21 protein-coding genes are annotated in these 23,402 nt (G+C 73.3%); 3 read left to right on the plus strand and 18 right to left on the minus strand.

The window, feature by feature from the left end; all coding sequences use genetic code 11:
* Positions 1-145: 145 nt before the first annotated feature.
* The 6 genes from OG553_RS05115 to OG553_RS05140 all read right to left on the minus strand — a co-directional run bounded on the left by OG553_RS05115 (position 146) and on the right by OG553_RS05140 (position 5,902).
* Positions 146-625 carry a DUF3574 domain-containing protein gene (locus OG553_RS05115; protein WP_405977821.1) on the minus strand — a complete coding sequence of 160 codons (480 nt, stop codon included), beginning with the start codon at positions 623-625 and terminating at the stop codon, positions 146-148.
* A gap of 134 nt (positions 626-759) precedes the next feature.
* Positions 760-1,683: a DNA-binding protein gene (locus OG553_RS05120; protein ID WP_405977822.1), complete on the minus strand. Its 924-nt coding sequence runs from the start codon at positions 1,681-1,683 to the stop codon at positions 760-762.
* On the minus strand, positions 1,680-2,897 hold the full coding sequence (locus OG553_RS05125) for an MAB_1171c family putative transporter (protein ID WP_405977823.1): 1,218 nt from the start codon (positions 2,895-2,897) through the stop codon (positions 1,680-1,682). Before OG553_RS05125 ends, OG553_RS05120 begins: the two co-directional genes overlap by 4 nt.
* Positions 2,894-3,508 carry a hypothetical protein gene (locus OG553_RS05130; RefSeq protein ID WP_405977824.1) on the minus strand — a complete coding sequence of 205 codons (615 nt, stop codon included), beginning with the start codon at positions 3,506-3,508 and terminating at the stop codon, positions 2,894-2,896. The genes OG553_RS05125 and OG553_RS05130 overlap by 4 nt, the downstream gene beginning before the upstream one ends.
* 200 nt (positions 3,509-3,708) lie before the next feature.
* The gene (locus tag OG553_RS05135) at positions 3,709-4,896 is read right to left on the minus strand and encodes an aromatic amino acid transaminase (protein WP_405977825.1); all 1,188 of its coding nucleotides are present in this window, start codon (positions 4,894-4,896) and stop codon (positions 3,709-3,711) included.
* Positions 4,889-5,902 (minus strand): DMT family transporter, encoded by a 1,014-nt coding sequence (locus OG553_RS05140; protein WP_405977826.1) that lies wholly within the window; start codon positions 5,900-5,902, stop codon positions 4,889-4,891. Before OG553_RS05140 ends, OG553_RS05135 begins: the two co-directional genes overlap by 8 nt.
* Positions 5,903-6,079: 177 nt before the next feature.
* On the opposite strand from OG553_RS05140, the gene OG553_RS05145 reads away from it, so the two are divergent.
* Positions 6,080-6,562 (plus strand): Lrp/AsnC family transcriptional regulator, encoded by a 483-nt coding sequence (locus OG553_RS05145; protein ID WP_405977827.1) that lies wholly within the window; start codon positions 6,080-6,082, stop codon positions 6,560-6,562.
* A gap of 56 nt (positions 6,563-6,618) precedes the next feature.
* On the opposite strand, the gene OG553_RS05150 is transcribed toward OG553_RS05145, so the two are convergent.
* The 5 genes from OG553_RS05150 to OG553_RS05170 form a co-directional block, all read right to left on the minus strand.
* The gene (locus OG553_RS05150; protein WP_405977828.1) at positions 6,619-7,134 is read right to left on the minus strand and encodes an O-acetyl-ADP-ribose deacetylase; all 516 of its coding nucleotides are present in this window, start codon (positions 7,132-7,134) and stop codon (positions 6,619-6,621) included.
* A gap of 3 nt (positions 7,135-7,137) precedes the next feature.
* Positions 7,138-8,556, minus strand: a complete 1,419-nt coding sequence (locus tag OG553_RS05155; RefSeq protein ID WP_405977829.1) for a phytoene desaturase family protein — start codon at positions 8,554-8,556, stop codon at positions 7,138-7,140.
* 240 nt (positions 8,557-8,796) lie between these two features.
* A complete protein-coding gene (locus tag OG553_RS05160; RefSeq protein WP_405977830.1) occupies positions 8,797-9,621 on the minus strand; it encodes an inositol monophosphatase family protein in 825 nt (274 codons plus the stop codon).
* Positions 9,622-9,737: 116 nt separating this feature from the next.
* A complete protein-coding gene (locus OG553_RS05165) occupies positions 9,738-10,358 on the minus strand; it encodes a TetR/AcrR family transcriptional regulator (RefSeq protein ID WP_405977831.1) in 621 nt (206 codons plus the stop codon).
* Positions 10,355-11,455 (minus strand): saccharopine dehydrogenase, encoded by a 1,101-nt coding sequence (locus tag OG553_RS05170; RefSeq protein ID WP_405977832.1) that lies wholly within the window; start codon positions 11,453-11,455, stop codon positions 10,355-10,357. Before OG553_RS05170 ends, OG553_RS05165 begins: the two co-directional genes overlap by 4 nt.
* 162 nt (positions 11,456-11,617) lie before the next feature.
* Between OG553_RS05170 and OG553_RS05175 the strand changes: the two genes are divergently transcribed.
* The gene (locus OG553_RS05175) at positions 11,618-12,664 is read left to right on the plus strand and encodes a M4 family metallopeptidase (protein ID WP_405977833.1); all 1,047 of its coding nucleotides are present in this window, start codon (positions 11,618-11,620) and stop codon (positions 12,662-12,664) included.
* 205 nt (positions 12,665-12,869) lie between these two features.
* A complete protein-coding gene (locus tag OG553_RS05180; RefSeq protein ID WP_405982962.1) occupies positions 12,870-14,444 on the plus strand; it encodes a M4 family metallopeptidase in 1,575 nt (524 codons plus the stop codon).
* Here the strand turns inward: OG553_RS05180 and OG553_RS05185 are convergent.
* From OG553_RS05185 to OG553_RS05215, 7 genes are all read right to left on the minus strand, one after another.
* A complete protein-coding gene (locus OG553_RS05185) occupies positions 14,437-15,897 on the minus strand; it encodes a glycosyltransferase (RefSeq protein ID WP_405977834.1) in 1,461 nt (486 codons plus the stop codon). The genes OG553_RS05180 and OG553_RS05185 overlap by 8 nt on opposite strands.
* 59 nt (positions 15,898-15,956) lie before the next feature.
* Positions 15,957-16,937 carry an alpha/beta hydrolase gene (locus OG553_RS05190; protein WP_405977835.1) on the minus strand — a complete coding sequence of 327 codons (981 nt, stop codon included), beginning with the start codon at positions 16,935-16,937 and terminating at the stop codon, positions 15,957-15,959.
* Positions 16,938-17,115: 178 nt separating this feature from the next.
* Positions 17,116-18,684 carry a hypothetical protein gene (locus OG553_RS05195; protein ID WP_405977836.1) on the minus strand — a complete coding sequence of 523 codons (1,569 nt, stop codon included), beginning with the start codon at positions 18,682-18,684 and terminating at the stop codon, positions 17,116-17,118.
* Positions 18,685-18,719: 35 nt separating this feature from the next.
* Positions 18,720-19,733, minus strand: a complete 1,014-nt coding sequence (locus OG553_RS05200; protein ID WP_405977837.1) for a TIGR03842 family LLM class F420-dependent oxidoreductase — start codon at positions 19,731-19,733, stop codon at positions 18,720-18,722.
* 32 nt (positions 19,734-19,765) lie between these two features.
* Positions 19,766-21,166: a dihydropyrimidinase gene (gene hydA, locus OG553_RS05205; RefSeq protein WP_405977838.1), complete on the minus strand. Its 1,401-nt coding sequence runs from the start codon at positions 21,164-21,166 to the stop codon at positions 19,766-19,768.
* Between the two features lie 10 nt (positions 21,167-21,176).
* Positions 21,177-22,472, minus strand: a complete 1,296-nt coding sequence (locus tag OG553_RS05210; protein ID WP_405977839.1) for an aspartate aminotransferase family protein — start codon at positions 22,470-22,472, stop codon at positions 21,177-21,179.
* Positions 22,469-23,311, minus strand: a complete 843-nt coding sequence (locus OG553_RS05215; RefSeq protein ID WP_405977840.1) for a nitrilase-related carbon-nitrogen hydrolase — start codon at positions 23,309-23,311, stop codon at positions 22,469-22,471. The genes OG553_RS05210 and OG553_RS05215 overlap by 4 nt, the downstream gene beginning before the upstream one ends.
* Between the last annotated feature and the right edge of the window lie 91 nt (positions 23,312-23,402).

Here is a 23,402-nt window from a genome sequence, read left to right on the forward strand (position 1 = left end):
GCCTGATTCGTACCGATTCACCCTATCCGAGCCCCCGGCACCCGGCGCGGGGCACTCCGCGCGGTGCCGGCGGGCGGAGCGGCCGAGCAGGGCCGGCGTGCGGTGGAGGGCCCCGGTCCGGACCGGCCGGACCGGGGCCCGTGCGTCAGAAGTCGACCTGGCTGCGGACGTCCTCCCGGCCGACCGATTCGAGCTCCCACATGGTGCAGTACAGGCGGCGGATGTACTCGATGTCCGCGTTCCGGGCACGGGCCTCGCGCACCGGGTACATGACCGTCAGCTCGTACGATCTCTCCCGGTTGATGTCGCCGTCCTTGTCACGCCACTGGCCGCGGCCCTCCTGGAGGGTCAGCCCGGAGGGAAAGCGCGGCGTGACCACCTCGGCGATGAACTTGTCGAACTCCTCGTCGGTGATCGGGGGGTGCCCGTCGTGCCGGCCGGTGCCGAAGTAGAGGTGGGTCGAGATGTACGGGCTGCCCGTCTGGGCGGTGTCCGCCTCGGCCGACGCCGCCGAGACGGTGCCGGTCCCGAGGGAGGCCTGCGGCGCCGGTCCGCCGAAGGTCAGGAGCAGCGCGGCCGCCGCCAGCAGGCCGGCGGCGGGCATGGAGATCCTTATGCTGCGCATGCAGTCGTCCAATCAGTCCGTGTCGTACGCGGTCCGCGGACCGGCGGGAGCGCGGGGCCGCCCGGAGGCGGTCCCGGTGCCGGCCCGGGAGGTCTTGGGGGGTGGTGCCTGGGGGTGGTGTCCGGGCGGGGTGTCTAGGCGGGCAGCGATTCCCGCAGGAAAACCGCCGCCTCCCGCAGCGGGGCCGGGGCGGCCGCGTCCCGGCACAGGGCCCGCGCCGTCCTGCGCAGCGTCTCGGTGGTGCGCACCGAGCCGATGGCGGCGGCACCGGGCGCGACCCGCGCGATCAGCTCCTCCGCCTCGCGCCAGGCCCCGGCCCCGGCCAGGGCCGCGAGCAGCTCCGCGGTGAACAGGTGCCGGTAGGAGGGGCCCGGGGCGGTGGCCGCCCGGTGCAGCAGCGGGATGGCCCGGTCCCAGCGGCGCAGCCTGGCCTGGACCCAGCCCTCGTGCCCGAGCAGTTCCGGCTCGTCGATCCACCAGGCCCAGTGCGGGTCCCGCCGGGAGACCCCGTCCAGGAAGCGGCTGCGGGCCCGCGCGATCAGCTCCAGCGGCTCCGCGCGGGCGCCCAGCAGGGCCGTCGCGTGGGCCTGCCGGATCAGTACGAGGCCTGCGACGCGGGCGGGGAGCGGCCCGGGCCCGGCCACCCGGGCGGCCGCGGCCAGGGCGGCGCGCGGCCGCCCGGTGTGGGTGGCGAGCATGCTGTCGTTGAGCAGGACCAGCCGTGCCGTCCAGCGGTCGCCGCAGAGCCCGGCCAGGGCCAGGGCCCGCGCGTTCATCCGGCGGGCGCCGCGGTGGCGGCCCGCGTCGAAGAGGATCCAGCCGATGACCTCGCTCAGCTCGGCGAGGGCCGCGAGCCGGTCCGCGCCGTACCCGCGCAGGGCCCCGGGTTCGGCCGCCAGTTCCGGCATCCGCCGCACGGCCTCCCGTACGGCGGGCAGCGCGGCCCGCGCGCCTTGCCCGGCGTCCAGGGCCACCAGGCGGCCGATGGTGCGCACGGCCAGCCGGAGCGCCGCGTCGCGCTCCTCGGCTCCCCCGGGCGGGGCGGCCGCCGCCGTCATGACAGCAGGCCGGCGTCGACCGGGCGGGAACGGCGCTGGCCGAGGCCGTCGAAGGAGGAGGCCACCTTGCTGAGCCACTCCACCTCGTCGCGGAAGTCCTGGTAGGGGGGCCGCGCGGGGATGTCGGAGGTCTCGGCCCGTTCGGCGCGCTCCGCGCGCTCCTGCGCGGGGCGGCTGAGCACGGCGCGCACCTGGAGCGCCTCACCGAGGGGCGAGGTGGGGTCCTCCGGGAGGTCCAGGGAGCGGGCCACCCGCACGAAGTCCTCCAGGGAGAGGGAGGTGCGCAGGATCAGTTGGCCGTCGCGGATCTCGATGACTCGCCGGTAGAGGCGGTAGTGCGGGTCGCGGGGCGGCACCAGGTCGCGCAGCCAGGAGCGGGGCGGGTCCAGGGCGATGTCCGGGGAGGCCTCGTACAGCGCCCACCACAGGGGCCTCAGCCGGAGGTAGGAGCGGTAGCTGCGGCCCCAGCCGCGGGCGCGGGTGATGCGGATGCCCCAGGAGGGGATGGTCCAGCCGGCGATCTGGAGCAGGGCGCCGACGCTGCCGCAGGTCCACTGGATCGGGTCGAGCGCGGCCGCGTCGAAGTCCAGCCGGGTGCCGGCGATCTGGATGCTCCGGGTGACGCAGTAGACGAGGATCATGCTGGCGCCGACGGTGACGGTGCGCATGCCGACCTTGAGCCACTGCCGGTTGGCCATCGTGGTGAAGCGCAGCGACAGCCTGACCGTCTCGAACTGGCCCACGGCGCAGATCAGCAGGTAGAAGGACATGTAGAGGGCGTAGCTGCCGTGCTGGATGCTGAGCAGGATCGTGGAGGTGGCCGTCTCCGAGTGCGCGACCGGTCCGACGGCGAAGGACGCGACGACCAGGACGGCGAGGGCCCCGGAGAAGAACAGGACCCGGTGGCGCGCCATCCGCCGGGCCTCGGCGGGCGGCGAGGACCAGTACACGAGGACGACCTGCTGGGCGGCGGTCAGCACCACCACGGCGGCCTGCGTGATCAGCGAGGTGATGTTGGGCAGGCCGAAGAAGGCGGAGATGTGCAGCCGGAGCTGGTCCAGGTCGACGAGGAAGCTGATCCCGGAGCAGAGGAAGTAGGTGCACAGCGCCCACAGGGCGATGTCGTTCCTGCGGCGCAGCAGGTCGGGCAGGCGGTAGGCGAAGGCCGCGAGGCCCACGAAGGCACAGACCCACGCGAGGACGGTGTAGATCACGCGGGCCCCTGGTCGGGCCGGCCGAGCCCGCTCTCGATGCGGGCCACGATCTCGGCGGCCTCGTCCGGAACGCCCCAGGCACGCTCGGTCCAGCGCTTGGTGGCGCGCGCCAGGATCAGCGAGGCCATGGTCTCGGCCTCCTGCTCCTCGTCGTCGCTGTAGCGGGAGCGCATGAGGACGCCGCGCACCGCCTCGGGGTCGACGTCCGAGAACAGCCCGCCGGCGTCGCCCCGGCCGGCCGCCGGAGCGGGCCCGGCGCCGAGCTGGTCCAGCTGTACGGAGCCGTTGTGGTCGAAGGCTATGTGGGCGAGCTCGTGGGCGATGATGTGTTCCTTGTGCGACGCCGAAGCGGCCTTCTCGAAGGCGATGATGTCGAAGTCATCGGTTTTCAGCCATATGCCGAAGAGATGCCGTTCGGGGAAGGCCGTCGGAATCAAATGGATGGGCCGCCCGCGCTGCTCGCTGAGATATGCGTGGAGTTCGTCGATGCCGCAGCCGTGCTCCATGCCCCACTCGGCGAGCAGACCCTCGCAGGTGTGGCGGACCTTCTTGAGGCGGCGCCTGAGCCGCCTGTCCTCCGACGCCGGTAACGCGGAGCCCGGTAACTTCATCCCTCAGTCCTCCGGCGAACCCAGCGGTCGGACAATGCGGCCATGATGCCACACCCCAACTCGGCCCTGCTCAAGGCCAGTTCTATTCGGCCATTCGCTCCCGGATTCCGGTTGCCGATTTCCCTTGACTACGGGATGACGCGGAGGAAAGACGGTGATACACCGGAATGCCGGAAAGGGCCGCGGATCCGGCGGCCCCCTCAGCGGCCCTCCAGCACCCCCGCGATGCCGCGCGCGAGGCAGGGGATCCGGTCGGCCGCGATGCCCGCGATGTTGATCCGCCCGGCGGTGGTCCCGTAGATCGCGTACTCCCGGCGCAGCCGGAGCATCTCCTGCGCCGTCAGCGGCAGCATCGAGAACATCCCGCGCTGCCCGGCGAGCGAGCGGGCCTGCGCCTGCCATCCCATGGCGGTCAGGCGTGCCGCCAGGTCCGTCCGGTTGGCCTCGATGCGGCCGCGCATCCCGTCCAGCTCCGCGCGCCACAGGTCCCGCAGCCCCGCGTCCTCCAGGACGGTGGTGACGACGGCCGCGCCGTGCTCGGGCGGCATGGAGTAGAGGGTCCGGGCGGCGTTCTGCAGGGCCGTCTCGGCGTGCCGCACCGCCCGCGCCGAGGCGCCGAGGACGATGGCGCAGCCGGTGCGGTCGCTGTAGAGGCCGAAGTTCTTGGAGCAGCTCACGGCGATGAGCATCTCCGGGACCCGCTCGGCCAGCAGGCGCGTCGCGGCCAGGTCGGCCTCCAGGCCGTCGCCGAGCCCGTGGTAGGCGAGGTCGACGAACGGGACCCAGCCGTCCCGGGCGGCCAGCTCCGCCAGCGCCGCCCAGTCCTCGGGCGCCGGGTCGGCGCCGGTCGGGTTGTGGCAGCACCCCTGGAGCAGGACGACGTCGTCGCGGCGCGCCCCGGCCAGGTCGCGCAGGACTCCGGCGGCGTCGAACCCGCCCTCGGCGTCGCACCAGCCGAAGGTGCGGACCTCCAGGCCCGCCGCCTCCAGGATGGGGCGGTGGTTGACGTACGCGGGGTCGCTGATCCACACGGTGGTGCCCGGACGGGTCCGGCAGATCAGGTCCGCCAGCAGGCGCAGCGCGCCGGAGCCGGCGACGGTCTGCACGGCCGCGGCCCGGTCGGAGGGCCCCTGCGGGCCGAGCACCAGGTCCAGCAGGGCGCGGTTGAAGGCGGCGTTGCCGGAGAGGCCCCGGTACTCCTTGGACTCGGAGCGCTCGGCGAGGCGTATCTCGGCCTCGCGGACGGCGGCCATCACCGGGGTGCGGCCGCTCTGGTCGCGGTAGACGCCGAGGACCAGGTTGAGCCGCTCGGCCCGCTCGTCGGAGCCGAATTCGTACGTCAGGTCCCACAGCGGGTCGGTGGGCGGCGGGGGAAGGAGCTCAAGCATCTGCGGGGACCTCGGGGCGGGGGGCGCGGCGGGCGGCGGCGGGACGGGCGGGGGTGCGGCGGCGGTTGGCGAGGACGACGCCGGCGGTGATCAGCGGTACGCCGATCAGCACGGCCGGGGTCGGGGACTCGCCGAGGACGGGGATCGCGAGGAGGACGACCGCGACGGGGCTGAGGCTGCCGACGACGGAGCTGCGTTCGGCGCCCAGGCTGCGGATGGCGTAGGCGTAGAGCAGGCCGGCGCACAGCCCGACCCCGAGGCCCTGCACCACCAGGAACGTGGCGATGTCGCCGCCGGTGGCGTGGGCGAGGCCCGTCGGGAGGACCCCGGTCAGCACCAGCAGCCCGATCACGGCGAAGGAGGGCAGGCACAGCAGCCCGATCGACCCGACGGGGTCGAGGTCCACGTCCCGCAGCCCGACGGTGTACAGGGCCCACAGGCCGCTGGCCACCAGCAGGGTGCCGGCGCCCTCCAGGACGCCGGTGTCGACGGGGACGACGTAGCGCCAGACGAGGGCGGCCACTCCGGCGGCGATCAGCGCGAGCCCGGCGACCTGGGTGCCCCTGGGCAGTCCGTGGCCGCGGGCGGCCATCAGCGCGGCGACGAAGAGCGGGACCATGCCGGGGACGATCGAGCCGACGAAGGCGGCCGAGGTCAGGGAGCCGCCGTGCATGGCGGCGAGGAAGAACGGCACCCCCGCCCCGCAGACGATCTTGATCGCGGCGCCCGGCTTCACGGCGGCGATGCGGCGCCTGCGCCGCCACAGGGCCGGCAGCAGGACGAGGAGCGGGACGCCGAAGCGCAGCAGGGCCGCGTCGGCGGGCATCAGGGTCGAGGCGCTCAGGCCCCGCGCGCTGAGGGCGAAGGCCGCCCAGATCGCCACGGTCACCAGCAGGGCGGCCATGCCGCGGGCCTGCGGTGACGGTCCGCGCCGGACGGGGTTTCCGGCCGGCGGGACCGCCGTGTCGTGAGGCGCGGCCGCGCCGGTGGTGTTGGTCGCGACCAAGGAATCTGCTCCAGCCTGTGAGAGCGGGCCGGTCCGGCCCGTTCACGGGCAACGCTAGGGCTTTTGCCGGGGCAGCCGATTGCCAGTTCTGCCGCTCGGACATACGTTTGGGGCAGGATCTGCCAAGAAACGGCGGAGAAGCCCCCGGAACCCCGGGAAAGCCCTCGGGAGCGAGTCGTGGACGCGGTCGACCTGCAGATCATCCGGGAGTTGCAGGCCGACGGCCGCCTCTCCAACCAGGACCTGGCGGACCGGGTCCGCCTGTCCCCCTCCCCTTGCCTGCGCCGGGTCCGCCGGCTGGAGGAGGCGGGGCTGATCCGGGGCTACACGGCCGTGGTGGACCAGGTCTCCTTCGGGCTCCCGATCACCGTGTTCGTCCGCATCCGGCTGGAACGGCACACGGCGGAAGCGGTCGCCCTCTTCGAGGAGCACGTCGCGGTCATCGAACACATCCAGGACTGCTACCTCATGGCGGGCAGCAGCGACTACCTGCTCCGGGTGGTCATCGAGGACCTGGAGGCGTACGAGTCCCTGGTGCGCCACCGCATCCACGCCATCCCCGGGATCGCGTCGATCGAGTCGAGCTTCGCGTACGGCAGCGTCAAGCGGTCCCTCACCTATCCGCGCCCCACCCCGGGGGGCGGGACGCGGACCTCCTGACCGCCCGGCGGCACCGTCCGGGTGCGCGAGACCCGGGGCCGCCTCACCGGTAGGGCCTAGGCCGGGCCCAGGGCGGTCTCGAAGGCGGTGTAGGCGGCGGCGTCGAAGAGGACGAAGCTGACCTCCTCCACCGAGGTGCGGGCGGCCCGGACGGTCTCGACCGCGATGCGGGCGCCGTCGTCCATCGGCCAGCCGTAGATCCCGGTGGAGATGGCCGGGAAGGCGACCGTGCGCGCCCCCAGCCCGTCGGCCACGCGCAGGGATTCGCGGTAGCAGGACGCGAGCAGGTGCGAGCGGTCCTCCTCGCGCGACCAGACGGGGCCGACGGTGTGGATGACGTGCCCGGCGGCGAGGCGGCCGGCCGTGGTGGCGACGGCCTGCCCGGTCGGGAGGCCCTTGCCGTAGTGGGAGCGGCGCAGGTCCTCGCAGGCGGCGAGGATCTCGGGGCCGCCGCGGCGGTGGATGGCGCCGTCCACTCCCCCGCCGCCGAGCAGGGAGGAGTTGGCGGCGTTGACGATCGCGTCGGCCTTCTGGGCCGTGATGTCGCCCTGGACCAGGGTGATGCGGACCATGGGTCAGTTCGCCTTTCGCAGGTGCCGCCAGACCGCCTTGGCCGCGTTGTGGCCGGACATGCCGTGGACGCCCGGCCCCGGCGGGGTGGCCGAGGAGCAGAGGAACACCGCCGGGTGGGCGGTGGTGTACGGGGACAGGGTGAGTTTGGGCCGCAGCAGGAGCTGGAGGCCGGAGGCGGCGCCGCAGGCGATGTCCCCGCCGACGTAGTTGGGGTTGCGGGCGGCGAGCTGCGGCGGGCCGGCCGTGGCGCGGGCCAGGACCAGGTCGCGGAAGCCCGGGGCGAAGCGCTCCAGCTGCCGTTCGACGGCTTCGGTGAGGTCTCCGTCCCAGCCCGCGGGGACGTGGCCGTACGCCCAGAAGACGTGCTTGCCCTCGGGTGCCCGGCCGGGGTCGACCAGGCTGGGCTGGGCGGTGATGAGGAAGGGGTTGCGCGGGGCCCGGCCGCCGGAGGCCAGTTGGAGGGCGGCGTCGATGTCCCGGCTGCCGGGGCCGATCTGGACGGTGCCGGCCCTGCGGGGGGCCTCGGCGGTCCAGGGGACGGGGCCGTCGAGGGCGTAGTCCAGCTTGAAGGCGGCGGCGCCGTACCGGTATCCGTCGTACGCGCGGCCGAGTCGGGCGATCCGGGCCAGCGCGGTCGGGGAGGTGTCGAAGACGTACGCGCGGGCCGGGGGCAGGTCGTCGAGCCGCTTGACCTCGAAGCCGGTGTGGACGGTGCCGCCGAGGTCGGCCAGGTACCCGGCGAGGGCGTCGGAGACGGACTGCGAGCCGCCGCGCGGCATCGGCCAGCCGCCGGCGTGCGCGGCGAGGGCGAAGACCAGGCCGACGGCGCCGGTGGCGATCCCGTTCAGCGGGGCGATGACGTGCGCGACGAGCCCGGCGAACAGGGCGCGGGCGCGGTCGTCGCGGAAGCGGCGCAGCAGCCAGGTGGAGGGCGGCATTCCGCTGAGGCCGAAGCGGGCCAGGGTGAGGGGGTCCCGGGGCAGTGCGGTGTTGGGCAGGGACATGAAGTCCCGGGCGAGGGTGTCCCATTTGCCGAGGAACGGCTCCACCAGCCGCCGGTACGTGCCCGCGTCGCGGGGCCCGAGGGAGGCCGCCGTCTCCGCCACGGAACGGGAGAGCACGGCGGCCGTGCCGTCGTCGAAGGGGTGCGCCATGGGCAGCGGGGCGTGCAGCCACTCCAGGCCGTACCGCTTCAGCGGCATCGTCTTGAACACCGGCGAACCGGCGCCGAGCGGGTGCACCGCGGAGCAGGGGTCGTGGCGGAAGCCGGGGAGGGTCAGCTCCTCGGTGCGGGCGCCGCCGCCGATCGTGTCGGCGGCCTCGAAGACGGCCACCGAGTGGCCCCGGCGGGCGAGTTCGACCGCGGCCGTCAGGCCGTTGGGCCCCGCCCCCACCACGACTGCGTCGAGAATCGACGGCACTGACAACAGCTCCTTCGTCCGGCGGCCACTTCTTCCACCCTAGGGGGTGTCCGGGGGATCGGGGTCGGATAGCCCGGGGCGTCTGGCGCCGTGGATTGCAAGGCGGAGGAGGGAGCCCACGCGGAGCGTCGGCGACCGACGACAACGCGGCAAGCCGCGGTGCCAGACGCCCCGGGCCCGGCCACGATCCGCCGGGCACCCCCTGGGGGGGTGTCCGTCAACACCCGCCCTCTGCCGCGGTCACGCGCCCCGGAGGAGGTCGCGGACGCGGATCGCGGTGGCCTCGTCGCGGCCGACGGCGAACGGGAGGGCGTTGTCCCGGTCGACGCGGAACGGGACGCCCGCGACGGTGCTCTGCGCGCCGCCCGCCTCGGCGACCAGCAGCAGTCCGGCCGCGTGGTCCCAGGCGGAGGGCCAGGTGAAGGCCAGGGCGTCCATCTCCCCGCGCGCCACCCTCAGGTACTCCAGGCCCGCCGAACCGCAGGGCCGGGCGGCGACGCCGGGCACGTCGAGCCGGGCGAGGCTGCGGCGGTCCTCCTCGGTGGTGTACAGCGGGTGGGCCATGGCCACGCGCAGCTCCGCTCCGGGTTCGGGCGAACCGCTGTGGATCCGGCTGCCGTTGACGTACGCGCCCTGCCCGCGCACGGCGGTGGCCATCTCCTCCAGGGCCGGGGCGAAGGTCCAGGAGGCGAGGATCTCGCCGCGCAGGGCGAGCGCGACCAGGGTGCAGAAGCCGGGCTCGCCGTTGACGAACTGCCGGGTGCCGTCGACCGGGTCGACGATCCAGACGGGGGCGTCGGCGCGCAGCGCCCCGTAGACGTTCGGGTCGGCGTGGACGGCCTCCTCGCCGACCACGGCGGAGCCGGGCAGCAGCCGGGTCAGGGAGGCGGTGAGGTGCTCCTCGGCCATCCGGTCGGCGACGGTCACGAGGTCGTGCGGGCCGCTCTTCTGGTCCACCTCGTGCTCGGCGAGCTGCCGGAACCGGGGCATGATCTCGACCGCCGCGGCCTTGCGGACGGCTTCGTCGACAGCGGACAGGTCAAGGGCCGGAAATTCATCGATCATGCCTCCAGCAAAGCATGCCCGGGCGGCGAAGCCCATCGCCATTTGCGGTCCGCGGCCCGGACACGGGAGGAACTTCGGGTGAACTGCCGCAGGTCAGGGCCCTGCGGCGGTCAGGATCAGGCGAGCAGGTCCCGCAGGACGCCGCGCAGCCGGGCCTCGGCCGCGGGGCCCGGGGAGCCAGCGATGCCCGAGCGGAACAGGGCCGCGCCCTCCATCACCATCACGAAGACCTCGGCCCGGGAACGCGCGCCCGCCCCGGTCAGGCCGGGGTTCAGCCGCAGGACGAAGCCGGCGACGTGGTCCGTGTAGCGGTCGTAGAAGGCGCGTACGGCGGTGGCGGCCGCCGGGTCGTGCGCGGCCATGGCCCAGACTTCGGTGAACAGGCGGACCAGGGGGAGGTCTTCGTGTTCGCCGAGGACGCCGTCCAGGGCGGCGTCCAGGGCCGCCGCGTCCAGGACGGAGGCGGATCCGGGGGCGGAAGCGGCAGCCGGTCCCGCGCCGCCCGTGAGGCCCGCGACGCGCTCCAGGGAGGCGGCGAGGATCCGGTCGAGCAGGGCGGCCACGAGGTCGGAGCGGGCCGGGAAGTAGTACTGGAGGTGGCCCAGGCGCACCCCGGCGGCGTCGGCGACGGCGCGCATCGTGAGCTCGGCCCCGCCGGCGGAGCCGAGGATCCGCTCGGCGGCGTCCAGCAGTGCGGTGCGGCGGAGTTCCCCCTTGGGGGTCGGTCCGGCGCTCACGCGGCGTCCGCGGCGGAGCCGGTACCGGCGGCGGGGTCCGCGGCGAGGTCGACGCGTACGCCGTGGCCGGCGAGGAGCGCGGCCGCCGCGCCGGGGTCGGGGTGCTGCTCGGGGAAGACCACGCCCTCCGGGGCGGGGGCCCCGTCGGTGCCGAGCACCCGCAGCAGCCCGAGGACCGCGCCCACCGCCGTCAGGTGGCTCTGGCCGCGCGGGTCGGTGACGGTCGCGGACCGGCTCCGGCCGCCGTGCTCGACGTCGACCCGCAGGACGGCGGTGCCGCCCTCGCCCGGTGAGTGCAGCAGCGCCCGGCGCGCGGGGGCCCAGCGTTCCCCGCCCGCCCAGCGGAAGAAGCCCGTGCCGCGCAGCGCGAGGAGGGCGCGGGTGGCGGCCGCGGAGCTGAAGCCGATCCGGGTGGCGGCGGTGGCGGCGGCGAGGGTGAGGGGCAGCGTGTACTGCTCGGGGGTGTCGATGCGGGCGACCCGAAGAGGCGCCCCGGCGACGCGTACCGTACGGGCGTCCGTGAGCGGGGTGGCGAGCCGGCGGTGGCCGCCGTCGACCACCTCGAAGCCGACGCCGAGCCGGTCCATGAACTCCACGGAGTCGGCTCCGGCCCGGTCGGCCATGTCCCAGCGCACGGCGATCTCGACGCGCTCGGCGCCGCCCAGGTCCTCGGCGAGCCGCGCGGCGACCAGGCTGCTCACCCCGCCCATCCAGGCGGAGGACAGCAGGACGGGGGCGGTGGGGCGCAGCAGCGCGGCCACGGTGACGGCCCGTTGTAGGCGGGCCGTCCACCGGGTGATGTCGACGTAGGGCACGCCGCCCGCGACGGCGGCGCGCAGCACCCGGTCGTCGGGGTCGTTGACGGCGCCGATCACAGCCCGGACCGCCGCGCGGAAGGGCGCCGGATCCCCGAGGTCCCAGGCCCGCGCCTCGCCCCCGAGTTCGTCCGCGAGTTCGCGGCCCCGGCCGGGGGTGCGTCCGGTCAGCAGGACGGGATGGTCCGCGGCGGCCATCCGGGCGATCTCGGCGCCGACGGTGCCGTATCCGCCGGTGATCAGGACGGGGCCGGCCGGATCGTGAAGCAGTTCGTCGCTCATGGAGCAGATTATAGGTCGGATGACCTAAAAAATGGAACGTCCGACGGGCCGACCCGATGCTCCCGAGGCCTGGTCAAAGGGGCCGCGGGTGGTCCAGGATCGCGTCCGCACCACGCGACCGCGTTTTCTCCCGTACTCCGCACCCTGCACAGGAGGATGTCCATGTCCCGCACACCCCGCGGACTGCTCGCGACGGCCACCGCCGCCGTCGCCCTGCTCGGCCTCGCCGTCCCCGCCTCGGCCACCGCGCCCCGGCCGGCGGGCGGCGCCCTTCCGCAGGGCCGCGTCTTCATGGTCAACCCGGTGCAGTCGTCGGGCGACCAGACGCTCACCGACGCCAAGGACTCCGCCTCGGCGATACCCGCCTCGGCCTACGCCACCGTCGCGCTGCGCAACCTCGACGCCGGCGGCGGGCTTTCGGGCAGATGGGCGGCCGTGCGGTCGGAGACCGGGGCGCCCGCTTCGGTGGCGGACGCCGCCCGCTACGACCGCTCCGACGAGCAGTTCGAGCAGGTCATGGCCTACTTCTGGGTGAACGAGGCGCAGGAGTACCTCCAGGGCCTCGGCTTCGGCAGCGAGCTGCGCGGCGCCAACGACCGCGTCCAGCCGGTCCGCATCAACCAGTGGGGAGCGGACAACTCCTTCTTCACCGACAAGAAGGCCGAGATCCGCTTCGGCAAGGGCGGGGTGGACGACGCCGAGGACGCCGAGGTCATCGTCCACGAGTACGGGCACGCCGTGCACGACGCGCAGGTCCCCGGTTTCGGCAGCTCCCCGGAGGCCGGGGCGATCGGCGAGGCCTTCGGCGACTACCTGGCGGTGGAGGTCGGCGACCATGCGGCGACCGCGTACGGCTGGCCCCGCGCGGCGGACCGGGCGTGCGTCGCCGACTGGGACTCGGTCCCGTACAGCCCCGCCCCGCACTGCCTGCGCCGCGTCGACGGGACGAAGGTGTACGAGGACCGGGTCGGCGAGGTCCACGCCGACGGCGAGATCTGGTCCCGCGCGCTCTTCGACATCCGGGGCGCGCTCGGCGCCAGGACCGCCGACCGCATCATCGTGAACGCGCAGTTCCGCTTCGCCCCGGACACGGGCTTCAAGGAAGCGGCGCTCGCCACGATCGACACCGCCCGGAGCATGTACGGCCAGAGCGCCGCGGACGCCGTCACGGCCGCGTTCAAGGCCCGCCGGATCCCCGGCGTCCAGTAGGCCCGGCCCCGGCCCGGCCGCCGGCGCCCGACCCCTCCGGGGCGGGCGCCGGAATCCGCCGGTTTCGACCGGTCAGCGGATGCCGATCACCGATCTTCGGATAACAGCAGGTCAAATAATTGTTGCGTACCTGTCATTGAGGGTCTGCACTCTGGCAATCTCCCCGGCGTCCCCCACGACACCAGGAGAGCGAGTGACCCACCCCATGTCCTCCACCCCCACCTCCCGCAACCGCGCCCGGATGCTGCGCACCGCCGCCGTGGTCGCCTCGGCCGCCATGGTCGCCGTCGCCGCCCAGAGCGGCGCCGCCAGCGCGGCGGCCGAACGCGAGGTGGGCGCCACCGCCCTGACGCTGTCCACCGCCGCCCGCGCCCAGGCGATATCCGCCGCCCAGGGCGAGGCCGCCGGCACCGCCCGCGCCATCGGCCTGGCCGACGAGGAGCGCCTCGTCGCCCGCGACGTGATCAAGGACGCCGACGGCACCGTGCACACCCGCTACGAGCGCACCTACGCCGGACTCCCCGTCCTCGGCGGCGATCTGGTGGTCCACCGGAAGAAGGACGGCAGCCGCAAGACCACCAAGGGCACCGAGGCCCGGATCGCTCCGGCGGCCGCCCGGAGCACGAAGCCCGCCCCGGCCGGCGCGCGCCAGGTCGTCTGGGCCGCCACCGGCAACCCGGTCTTCGCCTACGAGGCCGTCGTCACCGGCACCCAGCCCGACGGCACCCCCAGCGAGCGCCACGTCATCACCGACGCCGCGACCGGCGCCGAGCTCTACGCCTACGAGGCCATCGACACCGGGACCGGCACCAGCGGCTACTCCGGCACCGTCCCCCTCTCCACCACGCAGAGCGGGTCCGCGTACGGCCTGACCGACGCGACCCGCGGCGGCCACAAGACGTACGACCTGAACGGCGCCACCTCCACCGCGACCGGAACCCTCTTCACCGACGCCGACGACGCCTGGGGCGACGGCACCCCGTCCAACCGCCAGACCGCCGCCGTCGACGCCCACTACGGCGCGGCCGTCACCTGGGACTTCTACAAGAGCGAGCTCGGCCGCAACGGCATCGCCGGCGACGGCAAGGCCGCGTACTCCCGCGTCCACTACGGCAACGCCTACGTCAACGCGTTCTGGTCCGACGGCTGCTTCTGCATGACCTACGGCGACGGCGCGAACAACCAGAAGCCGCTCACCTCCCTGGACGTCGCCGGCCACGAGATGAGCCACGGCCTGACCGCCGCCACCGCCAAGCTGAACTACAGCCGCGAGTCGGGCGGTCTCAACGAGGCCACCAGCGACATCCTCGGCACCTCCGTGGAGTTCTTCGCGAACAACGCCGCCGACCCCGGCGACTACCTCATCGGCGAGAAGATCGACATCCGCGGCAACGGCAGCCCGCTGCGCTACATGGACAAGCCCAGCAAGGACGGCGCCTCCGCCGACTACTGGTCGAAGAACGTGGGCCGGCTCGACGTCCACAACTCCTCCGGCGTCGCCAACCACTTCTTCTTCCTGCTCTCCGAGGGCAGCGGCGCCAAGACGGTCAACGGGGTGTCCTACGACTCCCCGACCTACGACGGCTCCACCGTCACCGGGATCGGCCGCACCAAGGCGTACAAGATCTGGTACAAGGCGCTCTCCACCTACATGACCTCGACGACCAACTACGCGGGCGCGCGCACCGCGACCCTGAAGGCGACGGCCGACCTCTACGGCGCCTCCGGCACCGAGTACCAGCAGGTGGCGGCCGCCTGGAAGGCCGTCAACGTCAACTGACACCGGCTCCGTGCGGGGTCTTCTCCCAGCTGAACCGGGAGAAGACCAGCTGGTGCACCGCCCGCCAGGCCGCGAACCACCAGAGCACCGACGCGAGCGGCGTGAGGAGCGCGTGCCACGGGGACCCGAGGCCCGCGCGCCTCGCCGCCGTGAAGGTGATGGCGGTCCAGGCGAGGGCCGCCACGGCCTGCGCCGCCACGCAGGGCAGCAGCAGGCCGGCCCCGGCGGAGGACCGGGCCGGGCCGCAGAGGCCGATCAGGGTCAGGGCGGCCAGCAGCGGCTGGACGAACGAGGCGACCGCGGCGCCCCCGACTATCCCGAGCAGGGTGAGCAGGCCCCGGAAGCCGAACCGGCGCACGGTCCGGCGGGGCCGGCGGGTGTGCACGACCGTCGTCAGCAGGAACCCCTTGAACCACCGGGTGCGCTGGCGGACGTAGGGGCGGACGGCGCCGAGGGCCTCCTCCCAGGTGACCGATCCGATGGTCTCCGTACGGTGGCCCATGGCGGCGCAGCGCATGCCGAGGTCGGCGTCCTCGGTGACGTTCCAGGCGTCCCAGCCGCCGAGGGCGCGCAGGGTCGCGGTGCGGAAGTGGTTGCTGGTCCCGCCGAGCGGGACCGGCATCCCCAGCCGTACCATCCCGGGCAGCGCCAGGGTGAAGCGCAGGGCGTACTCCATGGCGAACTGCCTGGTCAGCCAGTTGTCCGCGGCGTTGTGGAAGAGCAGCTGCGCCTGTACGCAGGCCAGTTCCCCGCCACGCGCCGCGAACCGGGCCGCGACGCGGCGCAGCTGTCCGGGGTCGGGCCGGTCCTCGGCGTCGAAGACGACCAGGAGTTCGCCGCGGGCCAGCAGCAGGCCCAGGTTCACCGAGCGGGGCTTGGTCTGCGGCGGGCCCGGCGGGAGGCGTACCAGGCGGACGAACGGGGGCGGGTCCGCGGCCAGTACGGCGCGGGCGGTGCCGGGGTCGTGCCGTTCCACCAGGACCAGCACCTCCAGCCGGTCCGGCGGGTAGTCCAGGGCGGCCAGGTGCCGGACCAGGCCGCCGATCACCCCGGCCTCCCGGTAGGCGGGGACCAGCACCGTGTAGAACGGCAGCTCGGCGTCCGGCGCCGGGACGTCGTCCGCCCCCGCGAGGGCTCCGCCCCGGCCCAGGCCGGCCAGCATGACCACGACGTGCAGCAGGCTGTACGCCGTCACCAGCGCGGTGAGCAGCGCGAGCACGGCCATGGGCGCGGCCACCAGCCCGGTCAGGCCGGCGGCGGCCGCGACGGCCAGGGCCCCGAGCTGCCAGCGGGCGAACCCGGGCTTCGCCGCGTACTCCGGGTGCCGGCGGCCGAACCCGTCGGCCATGGCGTCGGCCACCTCCGCCGCGCGTTCCTCCAGGATCCGGTCCTGTTCCTCCGCCCCGGCGCGTGCCAGTTCCTCCGCCACGTCCGTGCCGACGGTCCCCGCCATGCCGCCCCTCCCCGCGTCCGCCCGCGACTGCCGGTTCGATGATCGTCCGTACGGGCGGGTCAGTCGTGGGCGGGGCCCTCCAGGTTCTTCGTGAACCACTGCAGGGCGTCCGGGATCATCTTCTTGAAGTCCGAGGTCAGGTGCTTGCCGCCGGGCTGCTCGTAGTACTCGAGGGCGACCGGCGGGGCCGCCTTGGCCATCCAGCTCTTGACCACGCCCTTCTCGTACCCGTCGGCGCCGCCGGCCGTGACCAGCATCTTCACGTCGGCCTTGCCCTGGGCGACCAGCAGGTCGGGGTTGTTGGCCGCCTTCTCCGCGTCGTGGCCCTGCCACAGGCGCGAGTCGGGGGCGAAGTAGCCGTCGATCGGCACCGCGGCCTTGTAGACGTCCGGGTACTGGAGGGCGAGCTTGGCGCTGCAGAACCCGCCGGTGGATGCGCCCATGACGCCCCAGCTGTCGCGGCCCTTCAGGGTGCGGAAGTTGGCCCGGACCCAGTCCGGGACGTCCTGGGCCATCCAGGTCGCCATCTTGGGCTGGCCGGGGATGTCCGAGCAGTCCAGCGCCTTCTTCTCGTCGCCGCTGAAGTTCTGCACCGGCATGACCATGATGAAGGGGTGGGCCTTGCCGGCCTTGACCAGCCGCGCGTCCTCCTCCGGGATCGGCAGTTCGGCGCCGGCCCAGGTGTTGTAGCCGTTGCTCTGGCCGCCCGCGAACAGGGTCAGCACCGGGAAGCCGGTCTTGGCGTACTTGGGGTCGTGGTACTCGGGCGGGAGCCACACCCACACCTGGCCGGTCACCCCGGACTTCGGGCCGGCCAGCCTGGTCACCATGACCGGGCCGACGGCGGTGTCCCGGGCCTTGGTCATGGCGGGCACCGGCCCGGCCGGCATCTGCACCTTGCCGGCGGCCGAGGGCGAAGCGGCGGCGGCCGGACTGCTCGCGGCCGCCGGGCCCTTCTTCCCCTTCTCGCCCTTGTCGCCCTTGGCGGTCCCGCATCCCGCGAGCGCGACGGCCAGGGCCACGACGGCGGCGCCGGTCACAACGGCAGGGGAACGGGAAGGCTGTCCGAACACGGCGGGAACTCTCCAAGCAATGACGCGCCCGGCCGGTCCGACCAGGGCGGCGGCCCCACACGGAACCACGCCTGCGGCGGCCTCGTACACGGGCCGCGGTGGGCAGCTTGCGTCTGCCGTGGCATCTTAACCCGATCAATTCGGCTTATCGGACGAGCCCTGCCGGGGTCGCGTGCCTCTCGCCCGCGGCCGCCTCCTCCTCGGCTTCCCCCTCGGGTTCAAAGGGCGCGGAGGCGGGGGTGCACAGCACGGTGGCGGCCGCCAGGACGAAGGCCAGGCCGGTCGCGAAGATGCCGTAGATCAGGTGCTTGGTGTTCTCGATCGCCTCGCCGTACATGGCGGTGACGAACTGCGTCAGGGTGGCTCCGCCGAGGCAGATCATCATGGCCAGGAAGGCGCGGCGGCGCGGATCGTCCCCGCTGCGGCGCATCCACCAGGCTCCGGCCACCGCGAGCGCGAACTGGAGGCCGAGCACCCAGCCGCCGCCCAGGGTCCGCAGGAATCCGGTGTAGAGGGCCAGCCGGTGCTCCTGGGCACTGGCCGGCTTGCCGGCGCTGACGGGGTAGGAGCCGAGGTTGTCCGGCCGGGAGGCGGCGAAGTCGTCCAGCCCGCCGTCGGCGATCCGGAGCGCGACGCCGGGGTGCTTGGCCAGGTAGGTGCCGATGTTGGCGTAGGTGATGCGGTCCTTCACCTCGGGCCAGCGCGGATCCTTCTGGGGCGCCTTCTCGCCCCACCAGTTCAGCCCGGCGTACTGGCCGAAGTCTGCGGGCAGTCCGAGCTCGACGGCGTCCTTGGCCGGGTCGGGGCTCTTGCCCATGATTCCGACGAAGATCATTTCAGTCCGGTTGATCTCCTTGAACGCCTGCATCTGGAACAGCAGCGTGTGCGTGCCCGCCGCTCCGATCACCAGCGCGGCCGCCAGGGGCAGCGCCCGCGCGGAGAACCGTCCGGCGAGCCGGCCGACCGGCACCTTGGAGAAGAGGAGGAGCGCCAGGAGGGGGACGGCCATGGTGAGGGCCTGCATCTTGGAGCCCACCAGCGTGACCGACCCGACGGTGAACAGCAGCAGACCGCCGAGCCTGGCCCGGGGCGAACCGCCGAGATGGACCGCGCCGACGGCGGCGAACAGCAGCCCGGTCAGCCCGGCCAGCTCACTGAACGGCGAGGCGGCGTACCCCGCCACCACCGAGTCCCCGACCACCAGGAACAGCGCGCCGCAGACCAGCAGGCGCAGCAGGAGCGGGCCCCGCAGGGCGATGGCGAAGACCGCGAAGGCCACCCCCACCAGGACGCACCAGAGCAGCGCCTGGGCCCGGAGGTCGAGCGCACCCGGATAGCCGAGCAGCCGGCTCAGCGGCCGGGCCAGCATGGGCATCCACTTGCCGCTGCCCGGATAGGTGTTCTCGGACGTGCACGCTTCCGGCTTGGCCTGGTCGTACCGGAAGTTCGCGTACTGGAACCACCACCAGGAACCCTTGTCGAGGTGGACGGAGGTGTCCAGGGCGCACATCCGGGACGGGCCGTCACCGTTGTCCGCCATCCCGATCGGGCCGTTGTGGAAGATCCGGACGGCCATGGCCACGGCCGCGGCCAGGCCCACCAGCGGTCCGAACAGCCACCACCGCCCGATGAGCCCCGCCCATCGCGCGGGGGCTTCCGTCGCGCGACGCCGGCGCACCCCCGCTATTCGCACATGCGTTCTTTGCTCACTCACCCGGGCATTTTAGTGCCTGCCCCACCCGCGGGGCGTCAGCGGAACAGCGGGATGATGTCGGAGCCGTACGCGTCGATGGTGGCCTCCCGGGCGTCGTGCATGTCGTAGACGGCGAACTGGTCGACGCCCAGGTCGCGCAGCGTGCGCAGCTTCTCGACGTGGGCCTCGGCCGGGCCCAGGAGGCAGAAGCGGTCGACGATCTCGTCGGGGACGAAGTCGGTGGACGGGTTCCCGGCGCGGCCGTGGTGGCTGTAGTCGTAGCCCTGGCGGGCCTTGATGTACTCGGTGAGCTCGTCCGGGACCATCCCCGAGTGCTCCCCGTAGCGGGAGACCAGGTCGGCGACGTGGTTGCCGACCATGCCGCCGAACCAGCGGCACTGGTCGCGGGCGTGGGCCAGGGCCTGGGGCGAGTCGTCGGCCGTGACGTACGCCGGGGCCGCCACGCAGATGGTGACCGACGCCGGGTCGCGGCCGGCCGCCGCGGCGGCGGCGCGGACCGCCTTGACCATCCACTCCGTGAGGAAGGGGTCGGCGAGCTGGAGGATGAACCCGTCGGCCTTCTCACCCGTGAGGGCCAGGGCCTTCGGGCCGTACGCGGCCATCCAGACGGGGAGCTTCCCGTCCTTGATCCACGGGATGCGGAGGGGCTTGCCGTCGACCTCGGCCTCACGGCCCTCCGCCAGGTCGCGGATGACGTCGATGGCCTCGCCGAGGCGGGCCAGGGTGTTGGGGGCGCGCCCGGCGACCCGCATCGCCGAGTCGCCGCGGCCGATCCCGCAGACGGTGCGGTTGCCGTACATGTCGTTGAGGGTGGCGAAGGTGGAGGCGGTCACCTCCCAGGTGCGGGTGCCCGGATTGGTGACCATGGGGCCGACGTGCAGCTTCTGCGTGTTGGCGAGGATCTGGCTGTAGATGACGAACGGTTCCTGCCACAGCACGGCCGAGTCGAAGGTCCAGCCGTAGCGGAAGCCGTTGCGCTCCGCGCGTTTCATGAGGCTGACGACCTGGGAGGCGGGCGGGTCGGTTTGCAGGACGAGGCCGAAGTCCATGGCGGCTCCTTGCTCCTTGCTGCTCGCGGGGCTTACAAGTACTGGCAGATGGAGCGGGGGACGAAGGCGCCGTGGCCGGCCCGGCCGGTGTACTCGCGCCGGTCGATGACGAGTTCGCCCCGGGAGAGGACCGTGTCGACGCGTCCGGTGATCCGCCTGCCCTCGTACGCCGAGTAGTCCACGTTCATGTGGTGCGTCTCGGCGGAGATGACCTGCTCGGCCTGCGGATCGTAGAGGACGATGTCGGCGTCGGAGCCCGGCGCGATGGTGCCCTTCTGCGGGTAGAGGCCGAACATCCGGGCCGGGGTCGCACAGGCGATCTCGATCCAGCGGCGGCGGCTGATGTGCCCGTCGAGGACCGCCTGGTGGAGCAGGTCCATGCGGTTCTCCACGCCGGGGAGACCGTTGGGGATCTTGGAGAAGTCGCCCCGGCCCAGCTCCTTCTGCCCTCGGAAGCAGAAGGGGCAGTGGTCGGTGGAGACCACCTGGAGGTCGTTCGTGCGCAGGCCCCGCCAGAGGGCCGCCTGGTGCTCGCGCGGGCGCAGCGGGGTGGAGCAGACGTACTTGGCGCCCTGGAAGTCGGGCTCCTCCAGGTTGTCGGTGGACAGGAAGAGGTACTGCGGGCAGGTCTCGCCGAAGACCGGCAGGCCCTTGTCCCGGGCCGCCGCCAGCTCCGCCACCGCCTCCTCCGCCGACACGTGGACCACGTAGAGGGGGGAGCCGGCGACCCTCGCGAGCTGGATCGCGCGGTGGGTGGCCTCGGCCTCCAGCAGCACCTTGCGGACCTCGCCGTGGTGGCGGGGGTCGGTCTCCCCGCGCGCCAGGGCCTGCTCGACGAGGACGTCGATGGCGATGCCGTTCTCGGCGTGCATCATGATCAGCCCGCCGTTGCCCGAGGCCCGCTGCATGGCGCGCAGGATCCGGCCGTCGTCGCTGTAGAAGACGCCGGGGTAGGCCATGAAGAGCTTGAAGGAGGTGACCCCCTCGCCGACGAGGTGGTCCATCTCCTTCAGGGTCCCCTCGTTGACGTCCGAGAGGATCATGTGGAAGGCGTAGTCGACGGCGCACTTGCCGTCGGCCTTGTCGTACCAGGTGTCGAGCCCCTCGCGCAGGGAGCGGCCGACGCTCTGCACGGCGAAGTCGACGATGGTGGTGGTGCCTCCCCAGGCAGCGGCCCGGGTCCCGGTCTCGAAGGTGTCCGAGGCCGCGGTGCCGCCGAAGGGCAGTTCCATGTGGGTGTGCGCGTCGACACCGCCCGGGATCACGTACTTCCCGGTGGCGTCGATCGTGCGGTCGGCCGTCCAGGCCCCGGCTGCCGCCGAGCCGTGGGCGGCGAGGGCCGCGACCCGGCCGTCCTCGATCAGGACGTCCGCGTGGACCTCGTCGGCGGCGGTGACGACGAGGCCGCCTCTGATCAGCGTACGGATGCTCATGTGCGTCCCCCTACCGGATGCCGGCCAGCGCCTGTCCGAGGATCTCGGCCCCCTCTTCCGCCTCGGCGACGGTGAGGGAGAGCGGCGGCGCGATGCGCAGCACGCTGGTGTTGTGCCCGCCGCCCTTGCCGAGGAGCAGCCCGCGCTCCCGGGCGGCCTCCAGGACGGCGGCGGCCGCCTGCGGGTCGGCCTGGTCGGTGCCGGGCTTCGTCAGTTCGATGCCGGCCATCAGGCCCCGGCCGCGGACCTCCCGTACGGCGGGGACGGAGGCGGTGACGGCGCGCAGCCGCTCCAGGAGCAGGCCGCCGACGCGGCGGGCGTTGCCCTGGAGGTCGTGGTCGAGGAGGTAGGCGAGGTTGGCGAGGCCGGCCGCCATGGTGACCGGGGAGCCGCCGAAGGTGGAGATGGAGTTGGAGTCGAGGCAGTTCATCACCTCGGCGCGGGCGACGACCCCGCCGATGGACATGCCGTTGCCGATGCCCTTGGCGAAGGTGAGGATGTCCGGCGGGCCGTTCTGCGCGTGGGCCTGCCAGCCCCAGAAGTTGTCGCCGGTGCGGCCCCAGCCGGTCTGCACCTCGTCACTGATCCACAGGATGCCGTGCCGGTCGAGGACCTCGCGGAAGGCCCCGTACAGCCCGTCGGGGGGCGAGGTGAACCCGCCGACGCCCTGGACCGGTTCGGCGATGAGCGCGGCCACTCCCCCGCGCGCCTGGCCGAGTACGTCTTCCAGGTCGGCGACGGCCGCGGCGGTGAAGGCGGCGTCGTCGAGGCCGGCGAAGGGGCCCCGGGTGCGGACCGCGCCGTGGACGTAGTACGTCTGGAGCGGGGAGAGGCTGGTCGGGGACCAGCCCCGGTTGCCGGTGATGGAGACGGTGGAGAAGGACCTGCCGTGGTAGCTGTTGCGCATCGCCAGGATCTGGTTGGAACGGCGGTACGTGGTGGCGAGCAGCAGGGCCGTGTCGTTGGCCTCGGTGCCGGAGGTGGTGAAGAAGACCCGTGCGTCCGGGATGCCGGACAGGGCGGCGACCCGCTCTGCCAGCTCGATCATCGGCCGGTTGAGGTACAGGGTGGAGGAGTGGATGATCCGCCCGGCCTGTTCGGCGACGGCCTTGGTGACCTCGGGCAGCGCGTGGGCGGTCATCGTGGTGAGGATGCCGCCGAAGAAGTCGAGGTAGCGGTTGCCGTCGGCGTCCCAGACGTGGCGGCCCTCGCCGTGGGTGAGCTCGATGGGGCGGTCGTAGTAGAGCGCGAGCCAGTCGGGCAGGACGGTGCGGTGGCGGCTGTGCAGCGGGATGGGGTTGGTCACGGCTGTACGAGTCCTCCGTAGGCGTCGGGGCGGCGGTCGCGGTAGAAGGCCCACTGGTCGCGGACCTCCTTGATCAGGTCGAAGTCCAGGTCGCGGACGAGGAGTTCCTCCTCCTTGTCGCTGGCGACCTCGCCGACGAACTGGCCGCGCGGGTCGACGAAGTAGCTGGTTCCGTAGAAGTCGTTGTCCCCGTACTCCTCCTGGCCGACGCGGTTGATGGCGGCGACGAAGTACTCGTTGGCGACGGCGGAGGCGGGCTGTTCCAGCTGCCACAGGTACGCCGACAGGCCCCGGGAGGTGGCGGACGGGTTGTAGACCAGCTGCGCGCCGCCCAGCCCGAGTTGGCGCCAGCCCTCGGGGAAGTGGCGGTCGTAGCAGATGTAGACGCCCACCTTGCCGACGGCGGTGTCGAAGACGGGCCAGCCGAGGTTGCCCGGGCGGAAGTAGTACTTCTCCCAGAAGCCCTTGACCTGCGGGATGTGGTGTTTGCGGTACTTGCCGAGGTAGCTGCCGTCGGCGTCGATGACGGCGGCGGTGTTGTAGTAGAAGCCCTCGCTCTCCAGCTCGAAGACCGGGACGACGATCACCATGCCGGTCTCGCGGGCCAGCTCCTGCATCCGGCGCACGGTGGGCCCGTCGGGGACGGGCTCGGCCCAGCGGTAGTGCTCGGGCTCCTGGACCTGGCAGAAGTAGGGGGCGTTGAACACCTCCTGGAATCCGATGATCTGCGCGCCCTGGGCGGCGGCCCGGCGGGCGTGCGCCTCGTGCTTGGCGATCATCGACTCGGTGTCTCCGGTCCAGGTGGCCTGGACGAGTGCGGCGCGGACGACTTGGGCCATGAGCTGCTCCTCGCGACGGGAACGCCGGCTTCTACGCACGTAGACGGTGTGCGTAGGGAGTCGAAGGTAGGCCTCGTCACAGCGTGGGGCA

This window comes from Streptomyces sp. NBC_00158, assembly GCF_045160885.1.
Lineage (GTDB): Bacteria > Actinomycetota > Actinomycetes > Streptomycetales > Streptomycetaceae > Streptomyces.